Source organism: Bdellovibrionota bacterium (assembly GCA_035292885.1).
In the GTDB taxonomy this organism is placed as follows: Bacteria; Bdellovibrionota_G; JALEGL01; order JALEGL01; family DATDPG01; genus DATDPG01.
On record DATDPG010000039.1, the window covers coordinates 1 to 13,338 of the forward strand.

The window sequence follows — 13,338 nt, forward strand, 5'->3', positions numbered from 1 at the left end:
GATCGTGATCGACGAAGTTATTGGAATGTGGATCACCTTGTGCGGAATTCCGGTGACGATCGCTTGGTATGCCGCCGGATTTTTTCTCTTTCGCCTTCTCGATATTTGGAAACCTTTTCCCGCCAATTACATCGATCGTGAATGGCCCGGCGCACGGGGTGTCGTTTTCGATGACGTTGCGGCCGGTCTGATGGGCGCTCTCCTTCTGTATCTGGCCCGGATCGCATGGCCCTATCTCGGAGCGACGGCGTCGTGATTGTCGAACTCCTCACGCTGGGGGACGAACTCCTGGACGGCCGCCGGATCGACACGAACACGGCCTGGCTGGGACGACGATTCACGTCGCTGGGAGTGCCCCCGCGATTTCGCCAGACGACTTCGGATCGCACGGAGGACATTGCCGAAGCATTTCGCCTGGCCCTCGCCCGGTCCGATTTCGTCGTTTCCACCGGGGGACTTGGCCCGACGGCCGATGACGTGACGTTCGAAGCGCTGGCCCGGGCCTTGGGGCGCGAACTTGAGTTTCATCCGGACATTTTCGCCGAAATCGAAAAGCGGTTTGAGGAACGGGGCCTTCGCTGTACCGATTCGAATCGCCGGCAGGCGATGCTCCCGGCCGGGACGAGCCCGATTCCGAACGAGTGGGGAACCGCCCCCGGCTGCGCGGCGGAGATCGAAGGAAAATCGCTGTTTTGTCTTCCGGGAGTTCCGCTTGAAATGGAAAAGCTGTTCGAGCGAACGGTATTTCCCGCATTGGAACAAAAGCTCGGCACGTCCGGCCGCCGCGTGGAACGGATCTACAAGATTTTCGGCCTGCCCGAGTCGCATGTCGAGGAACGGGTCGATCGATGCCGATTCGGCAATGCGGGGGAAGGAAAAATTCGAGTGGCGTACACGGCGTCGTTTCCCGAGATCCATGTGACGCTTTCCATTCTGGGGGACAACGAGCGAAAAACACAGGAGCTGCTCCTGTCGGCCGATTACGCCGTTCGAAAGGAGCTGGGTGAATATCTCTTTGCCACCGGAGTCGAGACATTGGAAGAGCGTATCGTTGAAGAATTTCTAAGACGAAATTTACGTTTGAGCGTCGCCGAATCATTCACCGGGGGGGAGATCGCCAGCCGGATTGTGAATGTCGCCGGTTGTTCGATGATGTTCGAACGGGGTTACGTGACGTACAGCAACACATCGAAGAGCGAACTGTTGGGGGTCACCGCGGAAACCTTGGAACGGCTCGGCTCGGTGTCCGACCGCTGCGCGCGGGAAATGGCGGTTGGGGCAAGATCCCGCAGTCAGGCGGATTGGGCGGTAGCGACCACGGGAATTGCGGGCCCCGAAGGGGGGAGCGCGGAAAAACCGGTTGGGCTCGCTTACATCGCCTGGGTCGGACCCGAGATCGAGCAGGTGCAGAGATATCAGTTTCGCGGGGATCGAAATCACAATAGAATGCTTGCCGTTTACGAGGCGCTCACCGGCCTGATACGCCTCGCGGCGAGTTCCGAACAACCCAAAACCAGGCCGTCGAAGTAAAGGAGTAATCATGTCGTTGGATGTAAACCGGGAGAAAGCGATCGACTTGGCTGTCGCCAGCATCGAAAAGCAATTTGGAAAAGGCTCGATCATGCGTTTGGGCGAGGAAATCGCCCAAGTGAAAGATGTCGGCGTCATTCCGACCGGATCTCCCAGTCTGGATATCGCGTTGGGTGTGGGAGGGATTCCGCGAGGACGGGTCGTCGAGATTTTCGGCCCCGAATCGAGCGGAAAGACCACACTGACCCTGCACGTCATCGCGCAAGCGCAAAAACGGGGCGGAGTCGCGGCGTTTATCGACGCCGAACATGCGCTGGATGTCACGTACGCGCGGAAATTGGGGGTCCGGACGGACGATCTTCTGATTTCCCAGCCGGACAACGGCGAGCAGGCGCTGGAAATCGCCGAGGTGCTCGTGCGTTCGGGGGCGATCGACGTCGTCGTCGTGGATTCCGTGGCCGCGCTTACGCCGCGGGCCGAGATTGAAGGCGAAATGGGCGACGCTCATATGGGCTTGCAGGCGCGGCTCATGTCTCAGGCTCTTCGCAAGTTAACGGCGAGCATCGCCCGATCGAAAACCTCGGTGATCTTTATCAACCAGATCCGGATGAAAATCGGCGTCATGTTCGGAAATCCCGAAACAACCACGGGCGGCAATGCGCTCAAATTTTACTCTTCCGTCCGCCTCGACATTCGCCGAATCGGAGCCATCAAAAGCGGCGAAGATGTCGTCGGTTCGAGGACCGTCGTGAAGGTTGTGAAGAACAAAGTGGCGGCGCCTTTTAAAAAAGTGGAGTTCGACATTCTGTACGGGGAGGGGATTTCCCGCTCCGGAGACCTTCTGGACGCGGCCGCTGAACGGGGGATCGTAGAAAAGACCGGAACTTGGTACACTTACAAGACCGAGCGGCTCGGGCAGGGGAGGGACAACGCGAGGGATTTCCTGAAGGGTCAGCCCGAATTGTTGAATCAGATCGAAGTGGAACTGTACGCGGCGGCGGGTATTCCCATGCCATCCGCGACCCGAGAGAAAGGTCCGACGGAAAGTCCGGAGAGCGCGGAAGAAAAAGCCAAGAAAGGGAACGGAAAAGGCAAAAAATAGATGGAACTCAACGACCTGCTGAAAATAGCGATGAAGGGGAACGCCTCCGACATCCACTTGAAAGCAGGGCTTCCGCCGATGTTCCGCATCGACGGCGCCCTGGTCCCTCTCAAAGACGCGCGGCGTTTTTCTCCCGAGGAGGTGGCGAAGATCGCTTTCTCGATCATGAACAACTTCCAGCGGGAGAAATTCAAGGAGTACAACGAGATCGACATGGCCTACGGCGTTCCCGGTCTGGGCCGATTCCGCGTAAACGTTTTCCAGCAGCGCGGGACCGTAGGGCTGGTGTTCCGCGTAATTCCGTTCAAAATTTCGTCACTCGAAGAACTCAATCTCCCCAAGGTCATTGAAAAAGTCGCCATGGAGCGGAGGGGTTTGGTTCTCGTGACCGGGACGACCGGCTCCGGAAAATCGACCACGCTCGCCGCGATGATCGACTTCGTAAACGCAAGACGAACGGCGCACATCATTACGATCGAAGATCCGATTGAGTTTTTGATCCGCGACAAGCGCTGCATCATCAACCAGCGGGAGGTCGGTGTAGACACGATTTCGTTCAATCAGGCGCTCCGCTCGGCGCTGCGCCAAGATCCCGACGTGATTCTGGTCGGCGAAATGCGAGATCTGGAAACGATCGAGACGGCGCTCACGGCGGCGGAGACCGGCCATTTGGTCATGTCGACGGTTCACACGATCGACGCCGGAGAAACGGTCACACGTATTGTGGCGGCGTTTCCGCCGTACCAGCAAAAGCAGGTGCGGCTCCAGTTGGCTTCCGTCGTACGAGGGATTGTTTCTCAGCGGTTGGTTCCGCGGATCGACGGCAAGGGGCGCGTGCCCGCCTGCGAAATTCTCGTGACCACGGCCCGTGTGCGTGAACTGATCGAAAACGAGGAACGGACCAAAGAGCTTCACGAAGCGATCACGCAGGGATTTACGTCGTACGGCATGCAAACGTTCGATCAATCGCTCATGTCGCTTCTCAATCAAAAGCTGATCAGTTACGAGGAAGCGCTCCGCCAGTCGAGCAACCCGGACGACTTCGCTCTGCGTGTGAAGGGAATTTCGTCCACGTCCGACACGTCGTGGGATGATTTTGAGAAGTCGAAAGTCGGCGGGGGCGGCGGCGAAGACACCGGCGGAATGAAAATCGAAAGATTTTGAATACCGGGGACGCGGCTAATTCTTGACGTGCTCGTAGACTGCGAATTCCCACGCCAATGTCGATCCGCAGAAAACCTGAATCGTGAATGATCCGTAGCGTTCGGCAGCGTCACCCTGAACTACGGACGGCTGGGTGCAGCATGGCAGATGTCGAGTGCTGTTTGACAACCACCATGGGAAAGGAGACCACGTGCACGTCGATGGGGTCGAGCAACCGTACCGTTTCCAATCCGCCAAACGACTCCGAAAGGAGTTCGAAAGATGGGTCCGAAAATTAGGAGGGGTGTTATGACGCCAAAACGATTCAAGATCCTCATTCAGTCGCCAGCGGACACCATGGATGAGTTCGAGCGTTCGTGGAAGCTCGTGTCGAAGCGCCAGTCAAAAGGCACGTCCGAAATGATTCTCTGCTTTAAGGACCTGTCCCTCGTCTCGAGAGTGCTGAGCAGGGAGCGTTTACGGATCATTCAAGCGATACGTAAGTGGAAGCCCGCCTCCATTAACCAACTGGCGAAGTTTCTCCGGCGGGAGCAAGCGAATGTTTATCGAGACGTTCAATATCTTTCAAAACTGGGAATTCTAGAACTTCAGCGCCGGCAATCGAAGGGAGGCCGAAGAAGCTCATTACGACCCGTGTTCGGTTGGCAAGGGTTTGAGATTGCGGTTGCTTAGTTCCCATTCACGTTTGTTGTAATAGCTTGGGTGGGGAGATTTGCCGGTGGAAGGCCTCAATTTCTGTAAACAATTGGTCACGATCGGCTCCCAACGTCAGAATATGGATTGAGCGTTCGAGTCGAACGACGCGATGGAGCGGATGAACGAGCCGCCTCGACAAAAAGGCGATGGATCGCGGGTCCACCGTTTGATCAGCAGCGGAAAACGCAAGGAAACTGGGTATCGAGCGGATCGTAGGCATAGCAAGAGTTCGGCGTCGAGCCTTGCCGAATTCGGCCAGGGCCTTTGTCGAATGGCGATTGTACGTTAGTTGATCCGGATGAAGCGGCGGGTCTCTTGGAAGCGTCGGAATCAGTCGGGACAAAAACGGGATTCGAAAGAGCGAAACGACGAAGCGTTCGAGCGGATCGATCAGAATAATGGGGGGCGCCAAGAGAACGAGTGACGAGGTCGCCAATTCGTGCATCCGTGCAAGCTCGAGGCAGAGAAGCGCCCCCATCGAGAGTCCGACCAAGTGAACCCGTTCAAATGCATTCTTGAGTTTTTGAAATTCGGCGTCGGATGCTCCGATCCAATCGGCATACGTGTGTCGGGAGAAATCTTCAATCGTTGTTCCGTGGCCGGGGAGCAGCGGCGCGTCTACCTGCCAGCCGAAAGTTTCCGAAATGCGTTCGCCCAGAGGACGCATTTCAGCCGGCGTTCCAGTGAATCCATGGAGCAGAAGCACGGCCTGCGAAGTGCCGTTCATGACAAACGGCATCGCCCGGGGATCGCGTTCGCAAAGGGGAATCATTGGCGTCGACATTCGTCCTGTTATATTACGCACTCCTCAACTCACGGCCATGAAGAAGGATCCTAAAATCATACTCATCGTGATCGACGGCTGGGGAATACGTCGTGAGACGAAAGCGAATGCGATCGCCCAAGCGCTTACGCCGAACTACAGCCGCTATCTCGGCCAATATCCCAACGGGCAATTGACGGCTTCCGGCCTCGCCGTAGGTTTGCCGGAGGGGATTATGGGCAATTCCGAGGTCGGTCACATGAACATCGGCAGCGGCCGGCGCGTGGTTCAGGATCAGGTTCGGATTCACGACGCCATCGACAGCGGAGAGTTCTTCAAGAACGCTGTTTTGAAGAAAGCCATGGCCGTCGCCCGAGAAGGGGAGGGGGCGCTTCATCTTTTGGGCCTGGTTTCTCAGGGGAACGTTCATAGTGCCGAACGCCACTATCTTTCGTTGATTGAAATGGCTCGGAAGGAGAAGGTTCCGGGGGACCGCATTTTTGCGCACGCGATACTGGACGGGCGAGACACGCCTCCCAAGAGCGCCCAGCCTTTCTTAAAAACGCTCGAAGAGAGCGTCACGAAATCAGGGGGCAAAATTGCGACGGTGTCGGGGCGTTTTTACACGATGGACCGGGACAAGCGGTGGGAGCGGATCGACCTTGGATACAAAGCTTTGGTGCATGGAGAGGGACACCGTGCAAGAAACCCACAGGCGGCGCTGTCGGAGGCGTACGAAAGGGGAGAAACCGACGAATTTGTACTTCCAACCGTGGTCGCGGATGCCCAAGGAAAAGCCGTCGGGCGGATCTCCAGCGGGGATTCGGTCGTCTGTTTTAATTTCCGTCCGGATCGGATGCGCCAAATTGTGCGTGCGCTGACCAACAACGACGCTCCGGTGCCGTCCTTGAAGAAAGATTTAAAAGTGTCCGTGACAACGTTCACACAATACGACCGGACCTTCGATTACCCGGTCGTGTTCTTGCCGCAGGATCTCACGATGGTTGCCGGCGAAGTTTTTTCCAAGAACGGGCTGCGCCAATTCCGAACGGCTGAAACCGAAAAATATGCACATGTGACGTATTTCTTCAACGGAGGGAGAGAAGATCCGTTTCCGCTCGAAGATCGACGGATGATTCCTTCGCCGAAGGTTCGAACGTACGATCTTCAGCCGGAGATGAGTTCGACCGCCGTCAAGGAAACCATGGTGGAACGGACCAAGAGTGAGGATTACTCTTTTCTCGTGGCGAACTTTGCCAACCCCGACATGGTCGGTCACACGGGAAACTTCGACGCCGCGGTGGCCGCCGTGGAGGCGACGGATCGCTGCTTGGGCGAGATCGTCGACGTGGGATTGCAGAAGGAATACGACATATTTATTACGGCGGATCACGGAAACGTCGAGATGATGCAAGATCCGTTGACCGGCGCGCCCCACACGGCGCACACGACGAACCCGGTCCCCTTGATCTGCATTGGTCAGGAGACCAAGAAGTATCGTATTCATCCGAACGGCGCGTTGTGTGACGTTATTCCGACGATCTTGTCGGTGGCGCGGCTCGAACAACCGCCTCAGATGACGGGAAAAAGCTTGCTCTATCGTTCATGAGGGCGGCGCGGGAGCGTCCGAGAGCCGCTGAATCTTCGTCTTCTCCCGCAGCGCGGAGGTCCAGGACCGTTCCCGTGCCCGTCCCGCCTCGCCCAGAGCGTTTTTCTGAAGCTCGGGTTTGGTTTCTTCGAATTTCGCCCAATCGGGCGCGACGTGATTCTTGAGAGCGAGAATATAAATCTTCTCTCCACTGGGCACCGGCTCGGAAATAAACGGATCGGCCGGTGTTCGCGTGAATGCCTCCATCATGGCCGTAGCGCTGGTTCCGACTTTCGGTATGCGGTTCGATGAAGCGCGGGTGAATTCGCCCGTTTCAGACACCGTGAGCTTTTCGCTCTTCGCGAGGAGATCGATCGGCTTTTTCGCCGCTCGCCATTTCGCAAGAAGTTCCGTCGCATATTTCTTCGCCAATTCGGACTTCTTTTCCCTCAGAAGGTCGTCCTGAACCCGCCCGCGAACCGTCTGAAATTCGGGGGCGACGGAGGCCCGGAAACCGGCCACGCGAATCAGATACGTGTTCGGGGAGAGGAAACCCCGCACCGGCCCGTGGATGGCCCCCTCGGAAAGAGCGGCCGTGGCCCTCAGCAGTTGCGCGCCGTCGGGAATGCCTGGAATGGTTCCGCCGGCCGGAAGCCATTCGGTTTTGATGTAATGAACCGTGGGATCCGATGCGAGCCCTTGAAACGATTTCTGGGATTCGCCCTTCTCCTTCAATTTTTCCAAGGTGGTTTTCGCTTTATTGATCTGATCGTCTTCGGCCTTGGGGGACGACACCGATTCCGATACGCCGATCCATAAGATCTCGAGCATTCGATTTTCGGGCTCCTGATAACTGGATCGATGACCTTCGAAATAGGCTTTCGATTCATCCTCGGACGGTGTCTCAATCTGAGCGGCCTTGGCTCCCAGCGTTTTGGAATCGATTTCGACGGCGGCCAAATTCACTTTTTCATTCTTGGACGCGTATTCGAGGCGCAGCTCATAGTCCGTGACCGAAGCGGTGTTTTCAAAAATGCGATCGAAATCCTGAACGACGAGCGCTCGCGCCTGTTCTTCTTCGTATTCAGCGGGAGTCTTCCCCAACCGGTAGGCCAATACCTTTTTGTAGAGTTCGAAATCAAACGAACCGCCCTCTCCCGAGAATTGTTTTTCAATCGCCTCGCGAACCCCTTCGGCGGAGGCCACGAGTCCCAGTTTTTGGGCTGCCGTCGATTTCACATGTTCGTCGATCATCGCCGAGAGGACGTTGCCGCGTAGCGCGAGAAGCATGTCGGGCGTGACGTTTCCCTTAAGGAGCCCCATGCGCTCATACGCGTTGACCAAATTCTTGGTTCGGGATTCAAGATCTCTCGACGTGATGGCCGTGCCGTCCACAACAGCGGCGGTGTTCGCGGGATTGCATCCTTGCCCCGCCTGCCAGCCGTAAAAAGAAACAAACGAAAGAATCAAAGCGACCATCAACGCCTTGATCGTCCAGGAGCTGACCGAGGAACGCATCGTTTTCAACATAGGACTTGATACAAAATCGGATTTGTCCTTAAAAATCAACGATCTTGTGGACCTAGAGACCGTTTGATACAAAATAGTGTACGTGATCTTCGATTCGCTTCTCGGCTATTTCTCCAATGACCTTGCCATTGACCTTGGGACGGCCAACACCCTCGTCTACGTCAAAGGAAAGGGGATCGTTTCCAACGAGCCGTCGGTCGTGGCTGTGGCCAAGGACGGCCGGAATGCGCGGCGCGTCGTAGCGGTCGGCAGGGAAGCCAAGGAGATGCTGGGAAGGACTCCCGGTTCGATCGTGGCGGTCCGTCCCATGAAGGACGGCGTGATCGCCGACTTTGAAATCACCGGGGAGATGCTCCGGTATTTTATCGCGAAAGCGCACAATCGCCGCTCCTTGGTTCGGCCCCGGATCGTCATCTGCATTCCGTTCGGAATCACCGAGGTGGAAAAGCGGGCCGTTCGCGAGTCGGCGTACGCGGCCCGGGCGCGGGAGGTCTATCTCATTGAAGAGCCGATGGCCGCCGCCATCGGAGCCGGATTGCCGATCACCGAACCCTCCGGAAACATGATTGTCGATATCGGCGGAGGCACGACCGAGGTCGCCGTAATCTCCCTGGCCGGGATCGTCTTTTCGAAATCCGTTCGAGTCGCCGGAGACAAGATGGACGAGGCGATCCTCAATTATATGAAGCGAAAATACAATCTCATGATCGGCGAGCGCACGGCCGAGGCGATCAAGATCGCCATCGGCTCCGCCTATCCTCTGGCGCAAGAGATGAAGGTCGACGTCAAGGGGCGCGATATGGTCGCTGGAGTGCCGAAGACGATCGAGATCACGTCGGAGGAGGCGCGGGAAGCGATGCAAGAGCCGACCCGGATGATCGTAGAAGCCGTCAAAATCGCCCTGGAACGGACGCCTCCGGAACTCGCCGCCGATATCGTCGACAAAGGAATCGTTTTGGCGGGCGGCGGGGCGTTGCTTCGAAATTTAGATGTTCTCATTCGCGAAGAGACCGGCTTACCTGTGATGATCGCCGAAGATCCTCTTTGCGCCGTCGTTCTCGGGTCGGGAAGGGTTTTGGATCAAGAAGCGCTTTTGCGGCGCGTGACCGTCCAGTGAAGTGAAAAGAATTCTAAAGCCTGTGGGAGCCGCGTTTCTGGTTCTCTATCTGTTGATTCAGCTCATCTCGCTCAATCTTCGGCAAAAAACGATCCTTCGGCCTTCGGAAAAAATAATCGTATGGCTGGCCAAGCCGTCCCAGGATTTGGTCGGCGGGTGTCTCGATTGGGCCGGCGGGATTTGGGAAAACTACATCGCACTTGTGGATACGTCGAAATTGAACGAGGAATTGAAAAAGGAGCGGGACGGCCTGCGTCGTGAAATCACCGAGCTTCAAGAGGTTCGGATCGAGAATCAGCGGCTTCGGCAATTACTGGACATGGGCGCTCACGGGTCCTTGAAGCTGTTGGCGGCCGAAGTTATTGCCTCCGGGGCCTCCCCTTACGAGCGAGTCATCCGCGTCGACCGCGGAAAAGACGACGGCGTACTGCAGGGAATGGCGGTTCTGCATGCTCGGGGCGTGGTCGGCCAGATTCTCACCGTCTTGGAGAACCATTCCGACGTTCTTCTTCTGACCGATGCCGCCAGTGCCGTGGACGTCGTCGTTCAACGTTCCCGGGCCCGCGGAATTCTTCGGGGCAGCCGCCCGGACGAACTCCATTTCGAATATTTGCCCAAAGCAGAGGATGTTCAGGCGGGAGATGAGGTGATTACGTCGGGGCTCGACGGCGTCTATCCACAGGGCGTAACGATCGGGACCGTCACACGAGTGGACCCCGCCGGAGAAGGTCTTTTTCTTTCCGCTTCCGTCCGGCCCTATGTCGATTTTCGTCGCGTGGAAGAGGTGATGATCGTGGTGGGAGGGAAGAAATGAAGAGCGTTTTAGGAATGCTCTTTTTTCTTTTCGTAGGTTTTGTTCTACAAACCACGGCCCTGCCGCATTTCTTTTTGATGCTCGCCAAGAGCACCGGCCTTTCTTTTTTGGGCGGGCATACGATTCACCTCTCGCTTCTGCTGCTCTTGCACCTGTCTTTTTCACGGGACTTTTCCGGTTCGCTGAGTTGGGGTGTGACCGTCGGGGTCATGGCTACTTGGTTCGGTTTGGCCTGGCCCGGAGCCACGCTGGCGAGCTTCTTTTTGATGTCTGTTTTCGGTTTCCTGCTCAGTCGGCGAATCGTCTTGGAAGGATCCGTCGGAGGTTTTCTCTTAACCGCGGGACTGGTGTTTTTTTACGGAGTTTTTCACACGTGGGCGCTCAAAATCTTTCATCACGTGTCGGTTCCCCTGGCGACGCAGGGGCTCACGATTTTGATTCAGACGGTATTGGATAGTTTGGCCGCCCCCATTTTGTATTGGATGCTGGCGGCCTTTGATCGGCGGGCGATGGGAGAGGATCATCGAACTGGAACCAGTATTTTGCTTCCGACGGCGGGATGGTGACGATGTTTTCCGTCGGAGAACGAAGGTCACAGGAGGATTTTCGCTCCCGTTTCTTGGGTATGACCACATTGGTGGTATTCGCCTTCGGACTGTTGCTCGCTCGCCTCTGGTACCTGCAGATCTTTCAGGGCAGGAAGCTGCGGGAATTCTCCGAGAAGAACCGGATCACGATCAAACAGATTCCGGCGATGCGCGGACGAATTTTGGACCGGAACGGAAACATCATTGCCGACAGCCGCCCATCTTTCGATCTCTTGGTGATCCCTTCTCAGGCCGAAGGATCGCTCTGGGCGACGCTGACGAAAGTCGGGAATCTTTTGCATCTCAGTGCGGGAGAACTGGAGGCGGCCTATAACAAGGCCGAAGCGGGCTCGCCGTACGATCCGACGGTGATCAAGCGCGACATGACACGGGATCAATTGGCGCTCATTATGGTGCGCCAGTATTCGATCCCCGGAATTGATGTCATCTATTCCCCCGCCCGGTCCTATCCCTTCGGAACCCACGGAAGCCACCTTCTGGGCTATTTGGGAGAAATCAACAAGCAGGAACTAAAACAGATTCGGGATCGGAGTGACACCACCTACAACCTTGGAGACGTGTGGGGCATATCCGGCGTGGAGAAGACTTATGAGTTCGCTTTGCGGGGGGAAAACGGCGCCCGTCCTTTCGTGGAAGATGCGTCCGGTCGGGAGTTGGGAGAGGAAGTTTCCTCCGACCTGCTCCCCGGATTCCAGCCGCGTAAGCCGGTGGCGGGAAAGGACCTGCTGCTTTCCATCGACTCCAAAGTGCAGGAGGCGGCCGAGGCGGCTTTTACGCTCAATGCCGGCGCCGTGGTGGCGATCAATCCCAAGAACGGAGATGTACTCGCGTTGGTGAGTCGCCCGGAATATGCGCCGGAACAATTCGTGAGGGGAGTCTCGAGTGAATATTGGCAAAAGCTGACGCAAGATCCACTCAACCCCCTCTACGATCGGGCGCTCCGTGGGCTTTATCCTCCCGGTTCCACGTTCAAAATCATCACCGCCGCGGCCGCGCTCGAGGAAAATGTGATCGCCGAAAGCGACACGGTGTTCTGTCCTGGGCATTACAAGCTTGGGCGGGAAACGAAACGATGCTGGAAGAAGGGAGGCCACGGGTCGGTCAATTTTCACCGTGCCTTGGTGGAGTCGTGCGACGTTTATTTTTATGAGATGGGAAGGCGTCTGGGGATCGACCGGCTCGCCAAATATGCCATGGGATTTGGAATGGGAACGGAAACCGGAATCGGAATCAATCGAGAGGAAGGCGGACTCGTTCCCACGGAAAAATGGAAGCAGCGAGTGTACAAACAGCCGTGGGTCGGGGGAGAAACGCTCTCGGTGGCGATCGGACAGGGTGCCCTTCAAGTCACGCCGCTTCAGCTCGCGGCGGCCGTAGCGGCCGTCGTGAACGGCGGTACGCTCTATCGGCCACGAATCGCCATTCGAGCGCAGAGGAGAAACGGCCTGGATGCGCAACCGTTTCCCACGTTTGAACGAGGGAAGATGATCCTTACCGACGCGCATCGACAGGCGATTCTTCGAGGCTTGGGAGGTGTTGTGAACGAGATCGGGGGGACGGCGTACTGGCACGCGCGCTCGGACGTCGTTGCGATCGGCGGAAAGACCGGCACGGCACAGGTCGTGGGTCGGCGCTCCGGGATTAAGATCGACGATCACGCCTGGTTTGTGGCGTTCGCTCCGGTGGAAGATCCCCAGATCGTGGTGTCGGTGATCGTCGAAAACGGCGGGCATGGGGGAACCGTGGCTGCGCCGATCGCGAAGAAAGTGATCGAGGCGTATCTCGGGGGAACCAGTTGAGGCGTTTTTTCGACACGAAACTGATCGATCACTTCGATTGGGCCCTCTTTAGCTGTGTGGCGGCGATTCTTTTCTTGAGCTTACTCAATCTTTACAGTGCAACATTCGATCTGCCGGCCGCGCGGTTCTTTCGATCTCAACTCGTTTGGATTTCCATCGGGACGGCCGTTGCGACCTTCGTTCTCTTTTTCGATTACCGATTGCTCGAACGTCTTTCCCTTCCGATTTATTGTCTCAGCGTCTTATTGGTGGCGTTGGTTCTATTCACCGGCCGCAGTGTGCTGGGCGCCCAGCGCTGGCTTCAGATCGGCCCGCTTTCACTCCAACCGTCCGAGCTCGCGAAGATCGGGATTGTCATCGGCTTGGCTCGGTACTTCCATACCTGGAGAGGGTCCCGGGCGCTGTCGCTTGCCGGGCTCTTTTGGCCCGGTCTGATGACGGCCGTTCCGGTTCTCTTGATTCTCAAACAGCCCGACCTGGGAACGGCGATTATCGTTTTTTCCATCTCCGCGGCGATGATCCTCTTCGTCGGCGTTCGAAACCGTGTTTTGGCGCTCGCGGTTGTGGCGGCTTTGATTGCGATACCGTTTGCGTGGAGATATGCCCTTCGTCCGTATCAAAAATCCC

At 56.8% G+C, this 13,338-nt stretch carries 13 protein-coding genes; 11 read left to right on the top strand and 2 right to left on the bottom strand.

All coding sequences use genetic code 11. The annotated features are described in order from the left end of the window. The 5 genes from VI895_03110 to VI895_03130 form a co-directional block, all read left to right on the top strand. On the top strand, positions 1-256 hold a 256-nt coding region (locus VI895_03110; GenBank protein ID HLG18792.1), incomplete at its 5' end, for a phosphatidylglycerophosphatase A. Further along, a complete protein-coding gene (locus VI895_03115) occupies positions 226-1,530 on the top strand; it encodes a CinA family nicotinamide mononucleotide deamidase-related protein (GenBank protein ID HLG18793.1) in 1,305 nt (434 codons plus the stop codon). The genes VI895_03110 and VI895_03115, both read left to right, overlap by 31 nt. 16 nt (positions 1,531-1,546) lie before the next feature. Next, entirely contained in the window at positions 1,547-2,632 is a 1,086-nt protein-coding gene (gene recA, locus VI895_03120) for a recombinase RecA (GenBank protein HLG18794.1), read from the top strand. Next, positions 2,633-3,796, top strand: a complete 1,164-nt coding sequence (locus VI895_03125; protein ID HLG18795.1) for a type IV pilus twitching motility protein PilT — start codon at positions 2,633-2,635, stop codon at positions 3,794-3,796. It begins immediately after the preceding gene. Between the two features lie 288 nt (positions 3,797-4,084). Further along, complete coding sequence (locus tag VI895_03130) at positions 4,085-4,468, top strand: hypothetical protein (GenBank protein ID HLG18796.1); 384 nt, start codon at positions 4,085-4,087, stop codon at positions 4,466-4,468. A 7-nt stretch (positions 4,469-4,475) separates the two neighbouring features. Here the strand turns inward: VI895_03130 and VI895_03135 are convergent, their stop codons facing one another. Beyond that, the gene (locus tag VI895_03135) at positions 4,476-5,276 is read right to left on the bottom strand and encodes an alpha/beta fold hydrolase (GenBank protein HLG18797.1); all 801 of its coding nucleotides are present in this window, start codon (positions 5,274-5,276) and stop codon (positions 4,476-4,478) included. Between the two features lie 37 nt (positions 5,277-5,313). Here VI895_03135 and gpmI point away from each other — a divergent pair, with 37 nt between their 5' ends. Further along, positions 5,314-6,864, top strand: a complete 1,551-nt coding sequence (gene gpmI / locus VI895_03140) for a 2,3-bisphosphoglycerate-independent phosphoglycerate mutase (protein ID HLG18798.1) — start codon at positions 5,314-5,316, stop codon at positions 6,862-6,864. On the opposite strand, the gene VI895_03145 is transcribed toward gpmI, so the two are convergent. Next, a complete protein-coding gene (locus VI895_03145; protein HLG18799.1) occupies positions 6,859-8,373 on the bottom strand; it encodes a SurA N-terminal domain-containing protein in 1,515 nt (504 codons plus the stop codon). The two genes, gpmI and VI895_03145, sit on opposite strands and share 6 nt — an antisense overlap. 76 nt (positions 8,374-8,449) lie before the next feature. On the opposite strand from VI895_03145, the gene VI895_03150 reads away from it, so the two are divergent. The 5 genes from VI895_03150 to VI895_03170 all read left to right on the top strand — a co-directional run. Beyond that, positions 8,450-9,490, top strand: coding sequence for a rod shape-determining protein (locus VI895_03150; protein HLG18800.1), 1,041 nt, complete (start codon positions 8,450-8,452; stop codon positions 9,488-9,490). Between the two features lies 1 nt (position 9,491). Beyond that, positions 9,492-10,304: a rod shape-determining protein MreC gene (gene mreC / locus VI895_03155; protein ID HLG18801.1), complete on the top strand. Its 813-nt coding sequence runs from the start codon at positions 9,492-9,494 to the stop codon at positions 10,302-10,304. Continuing rightward, positions 10,301-10,870, top strand: coding sequence for a hypothetical protein (locus VI895_03160; GenBank protein ID HLG18802.1), 570 nt, complete (start codon positions 10,301-10,303; stop codon positions 10,868-10,870). The genes mreC and VI895_03160 overlap by 4 nt, the downstream gene beginning before the upstream one ends. A 2-nt stretch (positions 10,871-10,872) precedes the next feature. Beyond that, entirely contained in the window at positions 10,873-12,711 is a 1,839-nt protein-coding gene (gene mrdA, locus VI895_03165; protein ID HLG18803.1) for a penicillin-binding protein 2, read from the top strand. Beyond that, the coding region (locus VI895_03170; protein HLG18804.1) for an FtsW/RodA/SpoVE family cell cycle protein at positions 12,708-13,338 on the top strand (631 nt) is incomplete at its 3' end. The genes mrdA and VI895_03170, both read left to right, overlap by 4 nt.

Bases quoted from the DNA above. Each gene is read 5' to 3' on its own strand.
- VI895_03145 (HLG18799.1), bottom strand. From the start codon at position 8,373: ATGTTGAAAACGATGCGTTCCTCGGTCAGCTCCTGGACGATCAAGGCG.
- VI895_03130 (HLG18796.1), top strand. From the start codon at position 4,085: ATGACGCCAAAACGATTCAAGATCCTCATTCAGTCGCCAGCGGACACC.
- gpmI (HLG18798.1), top strand. From the start codon at position 5,314: ATGAAGAAGGATCCTAAAATCATACTCATCGTGATCGACGGCTGGGGA.
- mrdA (HLG18803.1), top strand. From the start codon at position 10,873: ATGTTTTCCGTCGGAGAACGAAGGTCACAGGAGGATTTTCGCTCCCGT.
- VI895_03160 (HLG18802.1), top strand. From the start codon at position 10,301: ATGAAGAGCGTTTTAGGAATGCTCTTTTTTCTTTTCGTAGGTTTTGTT.
- VI895_03135 (HLG18797.1), bottom strand. From the start codon at position 5,276: ATGTCGACGCCAATGATTCCCCTTTGCGAACGCGATCCCCGGGCGATG.
- VI895_03125 (HLG18795.1), top strand. From the start codon at position 2,633: ATGGAACTCAACGACCTGCTGAAAATAGCGATGAAGGGGAACGCCTCC.
- VI895_03115 (HLG18793.1), top strand. From the start codon at position 226: ATGGCCCTATCTCGGAGCGACGGCGTCGTGATTGTCGAACTCCTCACG.